Source organism: Agrobacterium leguminum (assembly GCF_005144435.2).
Classification (GTDB): domain Bacteria; phylum Pseudomonadota; class Alphaproteobacteria; order Rhizobiales; family Rhizobiaceae; genus Agrobacterium; species Agrobacterium leguminum.
Window position 1 is genome coordinate 2,921,102 of record NZ_CP120211.1, and the last position, 18,359, is coordinate 2,939,460.

Annotated in this window: 17 protein-coding genes; 9 read left to right on the forward strand and 8 right to left on the reverse strand. The window is 58.4% G+C overall.

The annotated features are described in order from the left end of the window. Positions 1–29 precede the first annotated feature (29 nt). Positions 30–1,076, reverse strand: a complete 1,047-nt coding sequence (locus CFBP4996_RS13935) for an AbrB family transcriptional regulator (RefSeq protein WP_080853270.1) — start codon at positions 1,074–1,076, stop codon at positions 30–32. Between the two features lie 170 nt (positions 1,077–1,246). After that, on the reverse strand, positions 1,247–1,717 hold the full coding sequence (gene rirA, locus CFBP4996_RS13940; RefSeq protein ID WP_035264574.1) for an iron-responsive transcriptional regulator RirA: 471 nt from the start codon (positions 1,715–1,717) through the stop codon (positions 1,247–1,249). A gap of 173 nt (positions 1,718–1,890) precedes the next feature. Between rirA and CFBP4996_RS13945 the strand changes: the two genes are divergently transcribed. Then, positions 1,891–2,940: a Fe(3+) ABC transporter substrate-binding protein gene (locus CFBP4996_RS13945; RefSeq protein WP_035264601.1), complete on the forward strand. Its 1,050-nt coding sequence runs from the start codon at positions 1,891–1,893 to the stop codon at positions 2,938–2,940. Positions 2,941–2,982: 42 nt separating this feature from the next. Here the strand turns inward: CFBP4996_RS13945 and CFBP4996_RS13950 are convergent, their stop codons facing one another. From CFBP4996_RS13950 to CFBP4996_RS13960, 3 genes are all read right to left on the reverse strand, one after another. Next, positions 2,983–4,053: a M48 family metallopeptidase gene (locus tag CFBP4996_RS13950; protein WP_121490283.1), complete on the reverse strand. Its 1,071-nt coding sequence runs from the start codon at positions 4,051–4,053 to the stop codon at positions 2,983–2,985. Then, complete coding sequence (locus CFBP4996_RS13955; protein WP_080852830.1) at positions 4,043–5,113, reverse strand: YjgN family protein; 1,071 nt, start codon at positions 5,111–5,113, stop codon at positions 4,043–4,045. Before CFBP4996_RS13955 ends, CFBP4996_RS13950 begins: the two co-directional genes overlap by 11 nt. A gap of 211 nt (positions 5,114–5,324) precedes the next feature. Next, positions 5,325–6,821: a CoA-acylating methylmalonate-semialdehyde dehydrogenase gene (locus CFBP4996_RS13960; protein WP_080852829.1), complete on the reverse strand. Its 1,497-nt coding sequence runs from the start codon at positions 6,819–6,821 to the stop codon at positions 5,325–5,327. A 106-nt stretch (positions 6,822–6,927) separates the two neighbouring features. Between CFBP4996_RS13960 and CFBP4996_RS13965 the strand changes: the two genes are divergently transcribed. The 7 genes from CFBP4996_RS13965 to pncB all read left to right on the forward strand — a co-directional run bounded on the left by CFBP4996_RS13965 (position 6,928) and on the right by pncB (position 13,796). Further along, positions 6,928–7,809 carry a LysR family transcriptional regulator gene (locus tag CFBP4996_RS13965; RefSeq protein WP_080852828.1) on the forward strand — a complete coding sequence of 294 codons (882 nt, stop codon included), beginning with the start codon at positions 6,928–6,930 and terminating at the stop codon, positions 7,807–7,809. Positions 7,810–7,932: 123 nt separating this feature from the next. Further along, positions 7,933–8,850: a DMT family transporter gene (locus CFBP4996_RS13970; protein WP_031233695.1), complete on the forward strand. Its 918-nt coding sequence runs from the start codon at positions 7,933–7,935 to the stop codon at positions 8,848–8,850. A gap of 291 nt (positions 8,851–9,141) precedes the next feature. Further along, positions 9,142–10,248: a DUF475 domain-containing protein gene (locus CFBP4996_RS13975; RefSeq protein ID WP_020809669.1), complete on the forward strand. Its 1,107-nt coding sequence runs from the start codon at positions 9,142–9,144 to the stop codon at positions 10,246–10,248. Between the two features lie 363 nt (positions 10,249–10,611). After that, positions 10,612–10,956 (forward strand): MarR family winged helix-turn-helix transcriptional regulator, encoded by a 345-nt coding sequence (locus CFBP4996_RS13980; RefSeq protein WP_003524457.1) that lies wholly within the window; start codon positions 10,612–10,614, stop codon positions 10,954–10,956. 18 nt (positions 10,957–10,974) lie between these two features. Beyond that, positions 10,975–11,826 carry a C40 family peptidase gene (locus CFBP4996_RS13985; protein WP_080852827.1) on the forward strand — a complete coding sequence of 284 codons (852 nt, stop codon included), beginning with the start codon at positions 10,975–10,977 and terminating at the stop codon, positions 11,824–11,826. A 95-nt stretch (positions 11,827–11,921) separates the two neighbouring features. Beyond that, positions 11,922–12,281, forward strand: coding sequence for a hypothetical protein (locus tag CFBP4996_RS13990; protein WP_080852826.1), 360 nt, complete (start codon positions 11,922–11,924; stop codon positions 12,279–12,281). Positions 12,282–12,491: 210 nt separating this feature from the next. Beyond that, a complete protein-coding gene (gene pncB / locus CFBP4996_RS13995) occupies positions 12,492–13,796 on the forward strand; it encodes a nicotinate phosphoribosyltransferase (protein WP_065654709.1) in 1,305 nt (434 codons plus the stop codon). Positions 13,797–13,905: 109 nt separating this feature from the next. On the opposite strand, the gene CFBP4996_RS14000 is transcribed toward pncB, so the two are convergent. Further along, positions 13,906–15,300, reverse strand: a complete 1,395-nt coding sequence (locus tag CFBP4996_RS14000) for a leucyl aminopeptidase family protein (RefSeq protein ID WP_080852825.1) — start codon at positions 15,298–15,300, stop codon at positions 13,906–13,908. Between the two features lie 256 nt (positions 15,301–15,556). Here CFBP4996_RS14000 and CFBP4996_RS14005 point away from each other — a divergent pair, with 256 nt between their 5' ends. Beyond that, a complete protein-coding gene (locus tag CFBP4996_RS14005) occupies positions 15,557–16,267 on the forward strand; it encodes a tetratricopeptide repeat protein (RefSeq protein WP_003524462.1) in 711 nt (236 codons plus the stop codon). Positions 16,268–16,345: 78 nt separating this feature from the next. Here the strand turns inward: CFBP4996_RS14005 and CFBP4996_RS14010 are convergent, their stop codons facing one another. Together CFBP4996_RS14010 and CFBP4996_RS14015 are read right to left on the reverse strand one after the other, a co-directional pair. Next, positions 16,346–17,332, reverse strand: a complete 987-nt coding sequence (locus CFBP4996_RS14010; protein ID WP_080852824.1) for a type II secretion system F family protein — start codon at positions 17,330–17,332, stop codon at positions 16,346–16,348. 9 nt (positions 17,333–17,341) lie between these two features. Further along, positions 17,342–18,346: a type II secretion system F family protein gene (locus tag CFBP4996_RS14015; RefSeq protein ID WP_080852823.1), complete on the reverse strand. Its 1,005-nt coding sequence runs from the start codon at positions 18,344–18,346 to the stop codon at positions 17,342–17,344. Positions 18,347–18,359: the final 13 nt, after the last annotated feature.

Genomic DNA, 18,359 nt, shown 5'->3' on the forward strand with positions numbered 1-18,359 from the left:
CGTCGATGGCTCCGGCTACACGCCGATGGTCAGGTTTCGCCGTTGCGCTTGCGTGCATCCTTGCCCATGACCAGCGGCATGAGAACCGAAAGAAACAGGAGCCTGATGACGTGGTGGGAGCCGACATAGGCGGTATCGGCATGCATCATCACCGCCATTGCCGCCATGGTTTCCAGGCCGCCCGGCGAATAGGCGATCATGACGGCATTCAGCGGAACGCCGGTCACGCTGGAAATCATCCAGGCAATGCTGCCGGCAATCAGCATCACGGCGATGGTGACGACGAAGCCCGCCAGAAAGCCTTTCCGCACGTCCATCAGTGAGACATTCGAAAAGCGCGTGCCGATAAGGCAACCGATCAGCACATAGACGGGCAGGCTGAGCCAGGTGGGAACGCCACCTTCGGTAAGGCCGGTAATGTGGGTGCCGATGGAAATGGCGACGCCGCCAAGCAGCAGCGCGGCCGGAAACTTCCAGCGCAGGAAAAGCCAGCCGGTCAGAAGCGATGCGCCGATGGTCAGCGCCAGCGTGAAAAGGCCCATTGGCGGATTGGCCACAAGCGGTTCCGTGCTGACGAGATCGAAATATTCGACGATCAGCGGCACGGAAAGCGTCAGCGCCAGCACCCGCACGCTTTGCACGATGCTGACGGTCGCAAGGTCACTTTTCGTCTCGGCGCCGAGGCTGATGATATAGCTGAGATGACCGGGAGAGGCGCCCAGCATCGCCGTCGTCCGGTCGTAACCGAAGCCGTAATGCAGGATCCAGTAGGCGACATAGAGCATGATAACGACAGCGACGAGCACAACGACGAAGCTCAGGGGCCATGTCTTTGCCGCGTCGATCACGGAGGGCGTCACGCTCGTTCCCATGGAAATGCCGACGACGACGAAACAGGCATTGCGGATGAAGGCGGGAACGCCAAGCCTTACACCGGCCAGCCCCGTGATCGTTACGGCAAGCGCCGGGCCGGAAAGAAAAGGCGCCGGAATATCGATGAGGCTGGCGAGTAGCGCCCCTATGCTGCCGACGAGCGCGGTGAGCGCAAATGTATGGAATTCAGGCTTGATGATCATTGCGACGCTGATTGGTTGCTTGAAAAAGCTCGCGACCAAATGCGCCGCTTCCATTCGCGACGTCAACACGCAGGATCAAAAATATTACATTTCATGCGTATTCTATAAAAGAAAAGCCCGTGGCCTGAAGGACACGGGCTATGGCAATTGCCGATGCGGCAATGGGACGGTCAGGCGGCCGGAAGGGCGGCGATCTTCGGCATTTCCGTATCGAGGCCCAACAGGAAGTTGATCTGAGGCCGGGCCTTGACGAGATCGTCGATCGAATATTCCGCCAGAACGTCGAAAAAGGCATTGAGCGCCTTGCGGAGCGCCGAATTGAGGCCGCAGCTATCTACAAGTGGACACTCCACAGCACCGTCCTCGAAGCATTCCGCCATGGCGAAGCTGTCTTCCGTCACTTTCACCACGTCGAACAGGCTGATCTTTTCGGCGGGTTTGCCAAGGCGCACGCCGCCGTTGCGACCACGCACGGTTTCCACCAGGCCTGCCTTATTGAGCGGCTGCAGGATTTTGAACAGGAACAGCTCCGAAACGCCATAGGCTCTGGCGATCTCAGGAATGCGGCTCAGATGGCCTTCATTGGCGGCGCAATACATCAACATGCGAACGGCATAGTTGGTCTGTTTGGTCAAGCGCATGCTGGTCTCCTAACTCTCAATGTGGAGTTATATAGTCTCTTTTTCAGTTTAGAACAATTCCAGAAACTGAAAAAACTGGCACCCATCCGATATTTCTCGAACAGCCTTGTTGACCGTCCGGATGATTCATGAACAAACAAGTCAAGAATCGGAATGTAATGGAGGCATTCATAATGGCAAGCTTGAAATCATACTTTTCCGCTGCCGTTTTTTCAGGGCTGACGATCCTTGTCGCCGCGCCCGTCGCTTTGGCAGAGGGGGAGGTTAACGTCTATTCCTATCGCCAGCCTGAATTGATCCAGCCGCTGCTCGATGCTTTCACGAAGGAAACCGGGATAGAGGCGAATGTGCTTTTTCTCGATAAGGGGCTGGTGGAACGCATTCAGGCCGAGGGCGTCAATTCGCCGGCCGATGTGCTGCTGACGGTCGATATCGCCCGTCTCGTCGAGGCGAAGGAGGGCAAGGTTACCCAGCCGGTCCTCAACGATCCCGTCATCGAAAAGGATATCCCCGCCAATCTGCGCGATCCCGAGGGCGAATGGTTTGGTCTCACCACGCGCGGCCGGGTGGTCTATGCATCGAAGGAGCGGGTGACCCAGAAGGATATTACCTATGAGGAGCTTGCCGATCCGAAATGGAAGGGCAAGATCTGCATTCGCGACGGCCAGCATTCCTATAATATCGCGCTGATCGCCTCAATGATCGCCCATCACGGCGTCGATTATACCCGCACATGGCTGACCGGCCTGAAGAACAATCTTGCGCGCAAGCCTGACGGAACCGACCGCAGCCAGGCGAAATCGATCTTTTCCGGTGAATGCGACATCGCGCTCGGCAACACCTATTATGTCGGCCTGATGCTGACCAATGATCGCGAGCCGGAAGAAAAGGAATGGGCCGGATCGGTGCGGGTGATCTTTCCCAATGCGGGCGATCGCGGCACGCATGTAAATATCTCCGGCATGGCGCTGACGAAATACGCCCCCAACAAAGACAATGCGCTGAAACTGATGGAATTCCTGGCCTCGCGCGAGGCGCAGGAAATCTACGCCAAGCAGGTCTTCGAATATCCGGTGCTGCCCGGCGCGGAGCCATCCGATGTCGTGAAGGGCTTCGGCCCCATCAATCCGGACAAGCTGCCGCTGACGGACATAGCGGCCCATCGCAAGCAGGCGTCCGAACTGGTTGATGAAGTGGGTTTCAACGACGGCCCCACCAATTGAGCTGGCTTTTGATCGAACTCTGAGAGTTGCGATACCGGCGGGTCAGTTACCCGCCGGCTGGTTGTCCAGGGAAGCGTTGTAATCGAGAATGGCCTTGCGCCTTTCCGGCGTTCCGGGATGGGTGGACACGATACTGGTGCCGTCCTTGTCGCCCAGCTTTTCCTCCAGCAGCGCAAAGAACCGTTCGATGGCGGTTGGGTCGAGCCCGGCCTTGCGCATCAGCTCAACGGAGCGCTGGTCCGCCTGCCGCTCGGCATCGCGCGAATGCGATAGCGCCAGAAGACCGCCGCCCTGGGTGAGAATATCTTCCATGGCCGAACCGACATCGCCGGCAATCAGCATGACGAGACCGGCAACCCCGGCGGCGCGGTAAAGCTGCCGCAGGCTGTGTTCATATTCCACATGGCCGATTTCATGGGCGAGAACCCCGGTGATCATCTGCCTGTCGTCGCCCGCGAGTTCCACCAGCTCGTCCGTCAATACCAGCGTGCCATCGGGAAGCGCAAAGGCATTGGGGCCGATATAGCCGCCCTTGCGGAAATTCAGCTTGTAGTCCTCGGGCGAACCTTCCGCATGGGCGACGATCCGGGCAAAATCCGCACGGATGGCGTCCTGCTCTTCCTGCGGAAGTTCGCTTGGAGAAAATACCGCCTGGTCGAAGGCCTGCATGGTGCTGGCCGACATGACCTGCGGAACGATGGGCGGCGTTACGGCGACCGCCAGTTCCACCAGCGCCGGAAGCGCCAGCTTGTAGGTGCCGTAAGCCAGAAGAACGGCTGCGGCGGTGATGCCGATCAGTCGTGGGCGGAACTGTTCCAGCCAGTGCACGAAACCGGAACGCTTGGTAATGTGCTGGCCAAGCAGCCGGTCCACGCCGTCATTGTCACGGGTTTCGAACAGCGACCCGTCGGGAAAATGCAACTCCCGGGGGATAGTGCCGACCCGGTGGCTGATCTCCACCGTTTTTATCTCGGCCTGGGTTCTGACGTGGTTGTCCTTCGCGTCGAGCACGAGAAGGACCGTGCCGCCAAGCTTCAGCCTGGCGACGCTGGAAAGGTTGGAGCGAGCGGCATGCCACTCGCCCGCAACGGTTTCTCCGGTATCAGAAACCAAATTCGAAACCTTCCATATCCATATATTCGGCGCTGACGGCGGCGCCTGTCGCCTCCATCGAGGAGAGAACCTCACCGACATCGCCATTGAAACGGATTGCCGTGCGTTCGACCGTGTAACGCGCTTCGCGCACCGCCGCCCATGGCCGCATCAGGCCAAGCGTGAAGACGGTGACGATGAGGTTGGAGATGACGATCCACAGGTAGCGGCGGCGCTGAATCGCACTGTACAACTCATGCTTTCCATCGAGCAGCATCGATGCGACGACGACATTGCGCACGCCTGCGCGATAGACGATGCTCGCAAGACCATAGACGACGAAAGCGCCGAAAAGACCAATATTCAATACGGCCATGATCATCATCGTCGCTGTTTCTTCGTCCGCGATCATCATGGTGTTTGACGTCATCATGGAAAAACCGACAAGGCCGCAAATAACGGCTCCGATAACCACCATGATGGCGGGCACGATCCAGACGTCATACAGTTCCACAATTTTGGGGTCGGCACTGAACGGACGATCACCATATCGCAGGTTGCTGAATATGTAGCGATTGGCCCAGCGGCTGCTCAATGGTGCCAGAATACCAATGGAAAATAGCGCGACAAGACCGCCGAGCATGATCGAGACGAAAGCACCACCGGCTGTACCGACGAAATCGAACCGCACATTGCGATAGCTCGTCACCCGCGCATTGAAACGAATGCTGCGCGTGATCAGCCATGGAAAGAAGATTGTCAGCAGGATCAGCGGAGCAAAGACCAGAAACGGATGGATGAGGGTGACAAGCTGCGAAATGACGATGAAGGCAAAGGCGATCAGCCGGCCCTTGAAGATTTGCCCGCCGGTAGCGTGGTAACCGAAGGCGCGGCCGGCCAGCACGGTATTGCCGTTGAAGTAACGCTTGCGGCGCACCTTCGCCCAGGCGGAATAAATGCCAAGCGTTATGATCGTCAGAAAAATATTCACGATCCAGATGCCGAAATACTCCTTGGCATTTCCGGTAAAAGAGCCGCGTTCGATCGTGCCCTGATCTGCACTGATAGAGATGTCACTCATAATGATCCTTTATGGCATGCCCTCTCTGGGCGGATTGAATTTGCAGGCGTCCTGCAGCGTCCCCACGCCGCACCCGTCCGCTTACGCCATAACAGCTTTAAGTGGAATTATTTTAACAGAAGAAAACGTGATTTTTTGAGTTATCTTTTAATCAAAAAAGCCCCGCCGTGAAAACAGCGAGGCTCTTTGTAATTTAGAGGGCTCTGCCCGCTTACTTCATTGTCGGCATCACGAATTCAGCGCCCGACTTGATACCCGACGGCCAGCGCGAGGTGATCGTCTTGGTCTTCGTCCAGAACTTGATCGAATCCGTCCCGTGCTGGTTGAGGTCGCCGAAGCTCGAAGCCTTCCAGCCGCCGAAGGAGTGATAGGCAAGCGGAACCGGGATCGGAACGTTGACGCCGATCATGCCGATATTGACGCGGCTTGCGAAGTCGCGGGCGGCATCGCCGTCACGGGTATAGATCGCAACGCCGTTGCCATATTCATGCTTCATCGGCAGTTCCAGCGCGTCTTCGTAGTTCTTGGCGCGAACGACGGAGAGAACGGGTCCGAAGATTTCCGTCTTGTAGATGTCCATATCAGGGGTCACGTGGTCGAACAGGCAGCCGCCGACGAAATAGCCGTCTTCATAGCCCTGCAGCTTGAAGTCGCGGCCATCGACCAGAAGCTTCGCACCCTGTGCAACGCCGCTGTCGATCAGGCCCTTGACGCGCGTCTGCGCTTCCTTGGTGACGAGCGGACCCATATCGGCCTTGTCGTCGGTATAGGGGCCGATTCTCAGGCTTTCGATCTGCGGAATGAGCTTTTCGACGAGACGGTTTGCCGTCTCCTCACCAACCGGAACCGCAACGGAAACAGCCATGCAGCGCTCGCCCGCCGAACCGTAACCCGCGCCCATCAGCGCGTTTACTGCCTGGTCGAGATCGGCATCCGGCATGATGATCATGTGGTTCTTCGCACCGCCGAAGCACTGCGCACGCTTGCCGTTCATGGCGGCGGTGCCATAGACATAGCGGGCGATCGGCGTCGAGCCGACGAAGGAGACCGCGCCGATATCGGGATCGGTCAGGATGGCGTCGACGGCGCCCTTGTCACCGTTGACGACGTTCAGGATGCCGGCCGGAAGACCGGCTTCGATCATCAGTTCGGCAAGACGGATCGGCAGCGACGGGTCGCGCTCGGAAGGCTTGAGAATGAAGGCGTTGCCGCAGGCAATTGCCGGCGCAAACATCCACATCGGGATCATGCCGGGGAAGTTGAACGGGGTGATGCCCGCGCCGATGCCAACCGGCTGGCGGATCGAGTACATGTCGATGGCCGGGCCGGCGCCTTCGGTGAACTCACCCTTCTGCAGATGCGGAATACCGCAGACGAATTCGCAGACTTCAAGGCCGCGCACGATATCGCCCTTGGAATCCTCGACGGTCTTGCCATGCTCGCTGGAGAGCAGCACCGCCAGTTCGTTCATGTCGCGGTTCAGAAGTTCGACAAACTTGAAGAAAACGCGGGCGCGACGCTGCGGGTTGGTGGCGGCCCATTTCGGCTGCGCAGCCTTGGCGCTCTCTACGGCGGCGCGCAGTTCGGCGTCGCTTGCAAGCGTGACAGTTGCCTGAACTTCGCCGGTGGCCGGGTTGTAGACATTCGATGTGCGGCCGCTGGTGCCCGGCACATGCTTGCCGTTAATGAAATGACCGATTTCCTTCATGGGTTTTCCTCCAGAATGTGATGGCGCAGCATTACCTTTCGATTTGCACAAATCAATCGCCTGAAATAAGCATCCATTGTGCAAAAATAGACATAAGGAGGGTGCCATGAACTGGGATGATGTGCGTTTGTTTCTAAGCGTGGCGCGAAGCGGCCAGTTTCTTTCGGCGGCCAGAAAACTTGGCGTCAACCATGCCACCCTCAGCCGGCGCATTTCCGCACTGGAGGCGGCCATCGGCACGCAGCTCTTCCTGCGGAGCACCAATGGCTGCGAGCTGACCGAAGAGGGGCAGCGCCTTCTTGCCGGGGCCGAGCGCATGGAAACCGAAATGCTGAATGCCCAGGCAAATCTCGGCCGCGTCGATACGGCGGTGGCGGGAACGGTGCGCATCGGCGCGCCGGATGGTCTCGGCGTTTCCTTCCTCGCGCCGCGGCTCGGCCGGTTGACGGCGCGTTATCCCGATCTGAAAATCCAGCTCGTGCCGGTGCCGCGCTCTTTCTCCCTGTCGCAGCGCGAGGCCGATATAGCCATCACCATCGAAAGGCCGGAGCAGGGCAGGCTGATGTTTTCGAAGCTCACCGATTATTCGCTGGGCCTCTATGCCTCCGCGGACTATCTGGCCGATTATGGAACGCCTGATGATATCGAGGCGCTGAAGCGCCACCGGCGGATCGGTTATGTGGAAGACCTGATCTTTTCGCCTTCACTGAACTTTACCGGTGAGATCATGCGCGACTGGGACGCCGCCTTTGAAATCTCCAGCGCCACCGGGCAGACCGAGGCGGTGCGTTCCGGTGCGGGTATCGGCATCCTGCATAATTACATCGCCGGGCAATATCCCGAACTTCTGCGGATCATGCCGCACCTCACCATCAGCCGGTCCTACTGGACCGCCTATCACGAATCCGCCCGTCAACTGGTCCGCGTCCGCACGGTGGTCGATTTTCTTCAGGAACTCGTAGCCGAAGAACGGCGAATCTTCACCTGACATCCCACATGTCGATATTATTAGTACTATTAATTGTTCGGGCCCGGCCGTTCGGGGCTTGACAAAGGATGGCTGGCTGGACGACCAATGCAGCCATTGGGAGAGATCGGAACTGACATGTCTATGATACGTAAGCTTTCGCCGACTGGCCTCGGCGTGGCCGTCATGCTGCTTGGAATGCTGCTTTTCGCACTGAACGACGCCATGGGGAAATGGCTCGTAGCCACCTATAGCCAGGGTCAGGTGATCCTCATTCGCAGCGCGGCGGCGCTTATTATCCTCGTTCCGATCGTCTGGCGTGCCGGCCTCTCCGGCCTTGTCAGAATTGAGCGTCCCGGTCTTCAGTTTGCGCGCGTTTTCTTTTCCACCGCAGAGCTTTTCTGTTTCTATTTCGCGGTCGCGGCCCTGCCGCTCGCCGATGTCATGACCTATTGGCTGGCCGCCCCCATCTATGTGGCGGCGCTCTCGCCGTTTCTGCTCGGAGAAAAGGTGGGTTGGCGTCGCTGGACGGCCATCGCCATCGGTTTTGTCGGCGTTCTCATTGCGCTCAAACCCAGTTCGGCAAGCCTCACCTCCGCCGCATTGTTTTCGATCCTCGGCAGCGCCGCTTTCGCCTTCATGATGTTATCTGGCCGCCAGCTGCGCAATACGCCGGATACGGTGCTTGCCTTCTGGCAAATCATCGGTGCGGCGCTTGCGGGCATTGTCGCGGTATTCCTCACGCCATCGGGATGGCTGCCGGTTCAGTCCAGTTTCGATCTGGCATTCCTTGGTCTGCTCGGCGTCGTCGCCATGACGGCGCATGTGCTGGTCAACCGCGCGCTTAAACTCGCCGATGCCGCCACCGTCGCGCCGCTGCAATATACGCTGCTGCTCTGGGCCGTGATTTTCGGCTGGCTGTTCTTCGGCGATGTGCCGCAGACGAGTATCGTCGTCGGCGCAGGCCTGATCGTTCTTTCCGGCCTTTATATCTTCTTCCGCGAAAATACTCTCAAACGCCGCCGCGAAACCGCTGAAGGACTGGCTGTGGAGCAGGTTTGATCTTTCTCAGGGCCTTGATCACGATCACGGGACTTGACGAAGGCGTGATCTTCGGGGAGTAAGAAAGAGCCCTGCGATGATTTGTCTCGCAACGGCAGAGGAAACAAAGGTGCCGGGCCCCTCTGGCGAGAGTTTTACGGCGCTCTCGCGATGTCGGTACCGCCTGCAAAAATTGGCCGGCGGATTAAAAACTATGAAAAACCTGAATGTGCTTCGCGCGCGTGCTTTCTGCGTGCGGCCTGACGCCCTGCGTCGGTCCGTGAACGCCCTCGTTATGGGAGGCGACCGGACATGAGCGCCGCCCAGAAAAACACCCTTACCTACTTCAAGTGGGCCTTTATCGTCACCGTGGTCGGTTTGATCCTCGGCGGTTATCTCGGTTGGGAAATGACCGGAACGGTCGGCGGCACGGCGACGATCTTCTTCATCTGCGTCGTGCTGGCGGTGCTGGAAATCTCACTTTCCTTCGACAACGCCATCGTCAACGCCAACAAGCTGAAGGATATGACACCGGTCTGGCAGCACCGCTTCCTGACCTGGGGTATCCTGATTGCCGTTTTCGGCATGCGTATCGTCTTCCCGCTGCTTATCGTGGTCGTCGCGGCCAATGTCGGCCCGTGGACGGCTCTCGTCATGGCGGCCACGCAGCCGGAACGTTATGCGGAAATCATGCGTGACGCCCATCTGCCGATTGCGGCTTTCGGCGGCACCTTCCTGATGATGGTCGGTCTCAACTTCTTCTTCGACCATGAAAAAGACGTGCACTGGGTGCGCTGGATCGAGGAAAAGGCTGCAACCTATTCCTCCGTCAAGGGCATCGAGATTGCCTTCGTGCTGGTCGTCATGCTGATCTTTTCCCGCATTATCGGCGCAAGCGACAATCCGGAACTTGGTCCGGTCGCGGCCAACACCTTCTTCCATTCGGCGATCTGGGGTCTTTTGACCTTCCTGCTGGTGGAAGTCGTCGGCGGCATTCTCGACCGCAGCCAGGAAATGCTGGAAGGTGCGGCGAAAGGCGGCTTCGGTGCGTTTCTTTATCTCGAAGTGCTGGATGCCAGCTTCTCCTTCGACGGCGTTATCGGCGCTTTCGCGCTGACGCAGAACCTCTTCATCATCGCCATCGGCCTCGGCATCGGCGCCATGTATGTGCGTTCGATGACCATCATGCTGGTCGAGAAGGGAACTCTGGCCGAATATCGCTATCTGGAGCACGGCGCCTTTTATGCAATCCTCATCCTGTCCGTCATCATGTACGTGCAGACCATGGTGCATATTCCGGAGGTCATCACGGGCCTTGGCGGTGCGGGCCTGATCGGCATCTCGCTCTGGTCGTCGATCCGCTATAACCGGCGACAGAATGCCGATGCGGTCGATGCCGCGCGCGGCGCGGAGATCTGATCCGCAATTACCCATGCCTTCCGCTGTCGTGGCGGAAGGCAGTTTTTAAGCATTGAATTATTTTTTGCCTGTTTTTGTTGCTGTTTATCCTTTGCGAAAAATTTCGCCATAAGGCGGAATTTTTGCCTTAAGTTGCTGTTTTTACGAGTATTTGTGCGTTGCATTAAAACTGGCACGCTTCCTGCATCTTATTCTGCAAGTCCAGAGGGGACATTATGGCTCGAAAACGGGTCAACAAATACCGCCGCGCCGCGCGATCTTTCCGATCTGCGCCGTGCGGCGGTTCTGTTTGTGCGGGATGGTTCTTGAGTTTTCCGTTCGGTTGAATGAAAACGATAAGACAACGACTGGAAGGGTCACGGTTTGCCTGCACAATTGTCGCCCACGGAGGCCCTGGGTCTCTGGCATCGTGTATCCACGGCGCAGGTCATTGACGATCAGCCGGATTTGACCTTGCGTCAAACCGCCATCCTGCTGCAGATTTATCTCGTGCCGCCGCCGCACACCGTGCGGGGCCTCGCCGCCATGCTGGGCGTGACCAAGCCGGTTATTACCCGTGCCCTCGACAGTCTCGGTGCTCTCGGATTGGTCGATCGGGTTCGCGATGAGCGGGACAAGCGCAATGTCGTAATAAAACGCACCGTGGCCGGTGCGCTTTATCTGGAAAAATTCGGCGATCTGATTATTGATCAGGCGCGCAAGATCTAACCTTTGGATGTGAAACCCATGATGCTCGACCGCCGCCTGAATGTCTTCCGCTCCGATCTCGCCGATGAAAAGCTGCAGGGCGTGGTGCAGGCCGAACGTTTTGTCAGCGGCTCGCCTGCGCAGATCGCGGTGCCGGTTGTTGGCCTGCGGCCGACGCCGGACCTTGCCGCCGGCATCGATACCGAGCTGCTGTCTGGCGAAACTATTCGTGTTTTCGACAGGGCGAACGGCTGGGCATGGGTGCAGGCGGATGCGGATGGTTATGCCGGCTATGTGCCGGAAACGGCGATCGGCGATGTCGTTGTCGCCACCCATCGGGTGATTGCACCGCGCACTTTTCTCTATCCAGCCGCTGAATTGCGCAAACCGCCGGTCGCAGCGCTGTCCATGGGTAGCTTGATCCAGATCGTAGGCGAGGCGGAGACACGCGGCACCCGTTACCTGCTGACCGAAAAGGGCGAAGGCATCATCGCCGCCCATTGCCGCGCCGTCGATGCGGCGCTTGAGGAAGACTATGTGGCGGTGGCGCTGCGCTTTATCGAGACCCCCTATCTCTGGGGCGGCCGCTCCGGTTTCGGCATCGATTGTTCCGGCCTCGTGCAACTTGCCATGGCCATGACGGGCCGGCGGGTTCTGCGCGATACCGACATGCAGGTGAAGTCGCTCGGCGTGGAAATAGAGCGGGATGAATTGCGTCGCGGCGATCTCGTCTTCTGGAAGGGCCATGTCGGTCTCATGGAAAACGAGGAAACGCTGCTGCATGCCAATGGCCATACGATGAATGTCGCACGCGAAAATCTCGATGCGGCCATCGAGCGCATCGGCTGGCTTTACGAAAAGCCGACGGCTTTCCGCCGCCTGGAAGACTGAAAAGGCGGCTTTCACGAAATTGTGCCTGTGAGGCCCTTTGTGCGAGAGCAGCCGACAGCCTACATCGGTTGGATGATGGTTCGGGACCGGCATCGATGAAGACAAGAACGGCGACACGATTGGCAGCGATCTTCGCGGCGGTTTTGCTGAGCGCGTCGGCGCAGGCGCAGACTGTTTTCCAGAACGGTTTTGCCCCCGCACCGGATGCCTATGCAAACCTGCCCGGCGTCAAGGATCCGCGCACGCTACAGCCAAAGGTCCGTTACAATTGCCACAGCGCACTTGGCTCGACCGGATATTCGCGCGGCCCCTACCGGAATGTTTTCGGCAGCCGTGGACTTCCCGTTCAGGGTTATCGTTGCACCGATGAAAACGGAATTTCCAGCTTCGGCGGCAGAAATCCGGTTTCCAAGGACTGGTATCCCGGCATAAACCCCGTAGACCCGACCTTCTGAGGCGGCATCGCTCCAGCAGCGGACCGAAAACCCCATTGCGCTCTTCGGAAAATCAATGCGCGGGCGGTGGCGGCGGGCATTTGCCTGGCCGGTGCTCTGGACTTGTTGTCGCTTTTTCAGATAAATCTTCCGCATGACAGGTTGATACCTGCCGGGGTGCGGAGTGACATCGGCTATTCTGACCTTTGGCCGATATTGGGGAATGCGAGTATGACGAAGACCGATATAGCCACGCGTGTCCATAATCATACCTGGAAACTCGACCCTATCGTCCGCAGCCTGATCGATACGGATTTCTACAAGCTCTTGATGTTGCAGATGATCTGGAAACTCTATCCGGAAGTCGACGCGACGTTTTCCCTGATCAACCGCACGAAGACGGTGCGGCTGGCGGAAGAAATCGACGAGATGGAGCTGCGCGAACAGCTCGATCATGCACGCACCCTGCGTCTTTCCAAGAAGGAAAACATCTGGCTTGCGGGTAACACGTTTTACGGCCGCTCGCAGATTTTCGAGCCGGAATTCCTCTCCTGGCTGTCGAGCTATCAATTGCCGGAATATGAGCTTTTCAAGCGCGACGGGCAATATGAGCTGAATTTTCATGGCCGCTGGATGGATACGACGCTCTGGGAAATCCCGGCGCTCGCCATCATCAACGAGTTGCGCTCGCGCAGCGCCATGCGTTCGCTCGGTTATTTCACGCTCGATGTGCTTTATGCCCGCGCAAAGGCCAAGATGTGGGAGAAGGTGGAGCGGCTGCGGGAACTGCCGGGCCTGCGCATTTCCGATTTCGGTACTCGCCGCCGCCACAGCTTCCTTTGGCAACGCTGGTGCGTCGAAGCGCTGAAGGAAGGCATCGGGCCTGCCTTTACCGGTACGAGTAACGTCCTGCTCGCCATGGATTCCGATCTCGAAGCCGTGGGCACGAACGCGCATGAACTGCCGATGGTGGTCGCGGCGCTGGCGCAGACGGATGAGGAGCTGGCTGCAGCACCCTATCAGGTTCTGAAGGACTGGAACCGGCTTTATGGCGGCAACCTGCTGATCGTGCTGCCGGACGCCTTCGGCACGGCGGCCTTCCTGCGCAACGCGCCGGAATGGGTGGCAGACTGGACGGGTTTCCGTCCCGACAGTGCGCCGCCTATCGAAGGCGGCGAAAAGATCATCGAGTGGTGGCAGAAGATGGGCCGCGATCCGCGCAAGAAGATGCTGATCTTCTCCGACGGTCTGGATGTCGACGCCATTATCGACACCTACAGGCATTTCGAAGGCCGCGTTCGCATGAGCTTCGGCTGGGGCACCAACCTCACCAATGATTTTGCCGGCTGCGCGCCAAAAACCATCGCCAGCCTCAAGCCGATCTCCATCGTCTGCAAGGTGAGCGACGCCAATGGCCGGCCGGCGGTGAAGCTCTCGGACAATCCGCAAAAGGCCACCGGCGACCCGGCCGAAGTGGAGCGTTACCTGAAGTTCTTCGGCGAAGAGGACCACAAGGAACAGAAGGTTCTGGTTTAAAGCCTTTCCAGGAAAAGTGGAGCCCCGTTTTCCATCCGGAAATGCTCGAAATTGAGAACGGGCGCTCCGGTTAAGGAAGCGCCCGTGGAAGCCCGAACCTATCAGCAGATTACTTAGCGAACTGGTGTGCGATGTAGTGGAAGAGTGCGCGGATACCCTGCGCCTCCCCGCCAATCGATGAGTGATGCCTCTCGCTCAGAGACCAGCCGTAAATATCGAAATGTGCCCAGCGCCTGGTATTGGTGACGAAACGCTTCAGGAACAGGGCGGCGGTGATCGATCCGCCCATGCCGCCCGAAGGCGCGTTGGTGATATCGGCTGCGCGTGAGCGGATATCCTTGTCGTAGCCCATATAGAGCGGCATGCGCCACAGCGGATCGTCCGTATCGATGCTGGCTTCCGCGATATCATGCGCCAGATCCTCGTCATCGGTGTAGAAGGGCGGCAGATCCGGGCCGAGCGCGACGCGTGCGGCACCCGTCAGCGTCGCCATGTCGATCATCAGGTCCGGCGCATCTTCGTCCGCATAGGCCAGCGCATCCGCCAGAACAAGACGGCCTTCAGCGTCGGTATTGTCGATCTGCACCGTCAGCCCCTTGCGGCTGCGGTAGATATCGCCGGGGCGGAAGGCATTGGCGGAGATGGAGTTTTCGACCGCGGGCACGAGAACGCGAAGATCGACCGGCAGCTTCGCATCCATGATCATCAGCGCAAGGCCGAGCACATTGGCCGCACCTCCCATATCCTTCTTCATCAGCGCCATGGAAGCGGCGGGTTTGATATCGAGGCCGCCTGTATCGAAGCAGACGCCCTTGCCGACGAGAGTGAGGCGCGGATTGCCCTTCTTGCCCCAGTTCATCTCCAGAAGCCGCGGCGCGCTTTCGCTGGCCCGGCCGACAGCATGGATCAGGGGTAAGTTTTCCTTGAGCAGATCATCGCCGGTGGTGACCTTCACCTTTGCCTTGTAATGGGCGGCAAGCGCGCGGAAGGCAATCTCAAGCTCATCCGGTCCCATATCGTTGGCCGGAACATTGATGAGGTCGCGCGCAAGGAAAACGCCGGCCAGAACGCGCTTGATCTCGCCGTCTTCCGCGTCCTGCGGAATAAGGAGCTTTGCCCCGTTCGTCTTGGTGGTCTTGTATTTGTCGAAGCGGTAGCTGCCGAGGCCGAAACCGAGAGCGAGGCGATTGGCCGTCAGAGGTGCGGTCTCGATGTGCCATTCGCCTTCCGGCAGCTCACGGGCAAGTTTCCCGGTGATGAAGGGGATTTCCGAGGGATTGCCGCCAAGGCCGAGAAGCACGCCGCCCAGCGAACCATCGGCGGAAGGAACCAGGAGGATGGCGCCTGCCTCCGCCTTGAACCCCGCCTTCTTCGCCCAGTCCAGAGCGACAGGATCGATGGCGCCCTGTTCGATATGGGCCGGCGTGACGGCGAAAACCGGCAATGTGCTGCCGGCCTTGGAGCTGAAAGGGGTTGGGCGTTCGATGAACTGATAGGGCGCCATTGTATGCTTCCGTAAATGTCGAGAATCGGTGCGATTAACGCTCTGTTAGGGTTAACAGATTATTGCTTAAGCGAAAGTTGCGTCATGTGAGTCTGTCGTGTGTCGGGCGCAAGATTGATCATTCTTGGGCGGGGGCGCTGCCATGACTGCATTTTCTTTGGGCGAGACAGGCCGGACCGGGTTGCTGCGGGGAGCATGTCTTGCCGCATTGGTTCTTGCGGTTTCAGGATGCGCGGGCACCAACAAGCCTGATCGCATGTCCACCGGCTCCATTCCCGCCGCCACACGCTCCTATGATCACATGAACATGGAGCAGCTTCGGCAGGCGGAGGAGAGCGCCGGCAAAGCCTATGAACGCAGCCCCAAGGATAAATCGGTCGGCATGAATTATGCCAGCGTGCTGATGATGACCGGCAAGAACACACAGGCTCTTGCGGTCATGCAGCAGATCGCCATCGCCAATCCGGCCGACCGTGATGTGCTTGCCGCCTATGGCAAATCTCAGGCCGCCGCCGGCCAGCTGGAACAGGCGCTTTCGACCATCCAGCGGGCACAGACGCCGGACCGGCCCGACTGGCGGCTTTATTCCGCCGAGGGCGCCGTGCTCGATCAGCTTGGACGCTCGAACGAGGCGCGTTCCCGCTACAGGCAGGCGCTTGACCTGAAGCCGAACGACCCGAGCGTATTGTCCAACCTCGGCATGTCCTATGTCCTGTCGAGCGATCCGCGCACTGCCGAAACATATCTGCAATCCGCCATCGCCCAGCCGGGCGCCGATAGCCGCGTTCGCCAGAACCTCGCGCTCGTGGTCGGTCTACAGGGCCGCTTTGCCGAAGCCGAGCGCATCGCGGTTCAGGAACTCTCGCCACAGCAGGCGCAGGCAAACCTCACCTATCTGCGTGCCATGCTTTCTCAGCAGAACTCCTGGCAGCAACTGGCGAAAAAGGACGGCAAGCCGGCTGGTTGATAACGCTTTCGGTTGTACCGGCGCGATCCTGCAACGTTATGACTTCCGTTCCACTCGACCTGCCGGCGCGTGTCTTCGTCAGAACGTATCCATGACTCGAAGGCCGGCTGGTCCGAGAATGACGGCAATGAGTACCGGCAGGAAAAACAGGATCATCGGCACGGTCAGTTTTGGCGGCAGTGCAGCCGCCTTTTTCTCGGCTTCATTCATGCGCTCGTCCCGGCCTTCCTGCGCGAGAACGCGCAGGGCCTGAGCGAGCGGGGTGCCGTACCGCTCCGCCTGGATAAGGGCCTGCACCACGCTTTTGACGCCTTCCAGCTGGGTGCGCATACCAAAATTCTCAAGGGCCATGCGCCTGTCCTGCAGGAAGGATAGTTCCGCTGTCGTCAGGATCATTTCTTCCGCCAGTTCAGGCGACTGTTCACCCATCTCTTCCGCCACGCGGCGCATGGCTGCTTCCATCGATACGCCGGATTCGATGCATATCAGCATCAGGTCAAGTGCATCCGGCCATGCCCGCTTGATCGAGGCCTGTCGCTTGGTCATGCGGTTCGAAACATAGATATTGGGGGCGTAAAAGCCGACATAGCCGAAGAGAAGCACCGCCATCAGCCGAACGACAAAAGCCTGATCAGCCAGGTTTCCGAGAATGAAAACCCAGGTGAATGCCACGGCCAGGAAAATGAACGGTAAGACGAACCGGGCAGCAAGAAATGTATTGAGCGCATTCTGTGAACGGAAACCGGCGGCGCGCAGCTTATTCATCGTGTTCTTGTCGGCGAGCGCTTCGCGAAGATTGAATTTTTCAACGATGCGCCGTGCGGACTTGTTGTTATTGCTGCGAAGGGAGGTTTTACCCTCTCTGGTCGCGGTTGCCAGACGCTCGCGCTCGCGGCTGCGAATGAGTTCCCGCTCTGACGATACGGCTTTCATGCGCTTGGCGAAGTCTTTCCGTTCGAAAAAAGGCATGATCAGCGTATAGAGGGTCGCGAAAACCGCCAGTGTGACGAGGATGGCGATAATAGTCTGCGGGTCTGTCAGACGAGAAAGCAGATTTGCTGTCATGGCCGCCCCTCAGATATCGAAATTGATCATTTGGCGCATGATGAAAATCCCGATGAGCATCCATAGTCCGGATGCGCCCAGAATGATGTGGCCCCGCACATCGGTGAAAAGTACCGAGAGATAGTCCGGCGACGTGAAGTGCACCAGCACCATAACAATAAAAGGCAATGCGCCGATAATGACGGCAGATGCTTTCGCTTCCATGGACAGGGCATTCACTTTGGCGCGCATTTTTCTTCGGTCGCGTAATACCCTTGAAAGGTTGGACAATGCCTCCGAAAGATTACCACCTGCCTGTGCCTGGATATTGATGACGGTGCTGAAGAAGCTGACTTCGAAAAGCGGCATGGTCAGCATCATGCGCTCGATACCCTGTGGGATTCCGATACCCACCTGCTGCGCATCGACAACCCGCTGAAACTCCGTTTTCACCGGTTCCTGACCGTCCGAGGCGATCAGACGTACCGCGTCGTTCAGCGGCAAACCCGACTTGATCGAGCGGCACATGACATCAAGCGCATTAGGGAACTCCTCGAGGAATTTTTTCTGCCGGCGCTTGAGGAGAAATGCCAATACCCAGCGCGGCAAACCCAAAGCCGCAACGGCTGCTATGAGGAGAGCGGTTAGCAACGAGAGACCATAGATAAGTGCAATAAAAGCGGAACAAGCCGCCGCGCCGACGCTTAGAAGGTGGAATTGCCGAACGGAAATTGCCAGCCCAGCCTGCACGAGTTTATCGCGCAGGCTCACATTCTTTGCTTTTTTCGCCTTTTCATTTTGTTTTTTTTCCATATCCCGCAGGCTGTCCTGCATGGATTTGCGGCGCTTGCTGAGTTCCTGGACCCGATCGCGTGCAGCTTTGATATTTACGTGATCCGTCTCTGCGGCCTGCACCCGCTTGAAACGGCTTGTGGTCTTTTTCTCGACCTCTATCTGCTGGAAAAGAAAGACGTAGGCGAGTGCTCCTGCCGAGATGGCGACAAGTACGGCCAGTAACACTATTGTCGGGTCCATGGCAGTCGCTTTC

Coding starts and splice junctions, on each gene's coding strand:
- CFBP4996_RS13985 (WP_080852827.1), top strand. CDS start 10,975: ATGATGCTCGACCGCCGCCTGAATGTCTTCCGCTCCGATCTCGCCGAT.
- pncB (WP_065654709.1), top strand. CDS start 12,492: ATGACGAAGACCGATATAGCCACGCGTGTCCATAATCATACCTGGAAA.
- CFBP4996_RS13990 (WP_080852826.1), top strand. CDS start 11,922: ATGAAGACAAGAACGGCGACACGATTGGCAGCGATCTTCGCGGCGGTT.
- CFBP4996_RS13970 (WP_031233695.1), top strand. CDS start 7,933: ATGATACGTAAGCTTTCGCCGACTGGCCTCGGCGTGGCCGTCATGCTG.
- CFBP4996_RS13965 (WP_080852828.1), top strand. CDS start 6,928: ATGAACTGGGATGATGTGCGTTTGTTTCTAAGCGTGGCGCGAAGCGGC.
- CFBP4996_RS14010 (WP_080852824.1), bottom strand. CDS start 17,332: ATGACAGCAAATCTGCTTTCTCGTCTGACAGACCCGCAGACTATTATC.
- CFBP4996_RS13975 (WP_020809669.1), top strand. CDS start 9,142: ATGAGCGCCGCCCAGAAAAACACCCTTACCTACTTCAAGTGGGCCTTT.
- rirA (WP_035264574.1), bottom strand. CDS start 1,717: ATGCGCTTGACCAAACAGACCAACTATGCCGTTCGCATGTTGATGTAT.
- CFBP4996_RS13935 (WP_080853270.1), bottom strand. CDS start 1,076: ATGATCATCAAGCCTGAATTCCATACATTTGCGCTCACCGCGCTCGTC.
- CFBP4996_RS14000 (WP_080852825.1), bottom strand. CDS start 15,300: ATGGCGCCCTATCAGTTCATCGAACGCCCAACCCCTTTCAGCTCCAAG.
- CFBP4996_RS14015 (WP_080852823.1), bottom strand. CDS start 18,346: ATGGACCCGACAATAGTGTTACTGGCCGTACTTGTCGCCATCTCGGCA.
- CFBP4996_RS13960 (WP_080852829.1), bottom strand. CDS start 6,821: ATGAAGGAAATCGGTCATTTCATTAACGGCAAGCATGTGCCGGGCACC.
- CFBP4996_RS13955 (WP_080852830.1), bottom strand. CDS start 5,113: ATGAGTGACATCTCTATCAGTGCAGATCAGGGCACGATCGAACGCGGC.
- CFBP4996_RS14005 (WP_003524462.1), top strand. CDS start 15,557: ATGTCCACCGGCTCCATTCCCGCCGCCACACGCTCCTATGATCACATG.
- CFBP4996_RS13945 (WP_035264601.1), top strand. CDS start 1,891: ATGGCAAGCTTGAAATCATACTTTTCCGCTGCCGTTTTTTCAGGGCTG.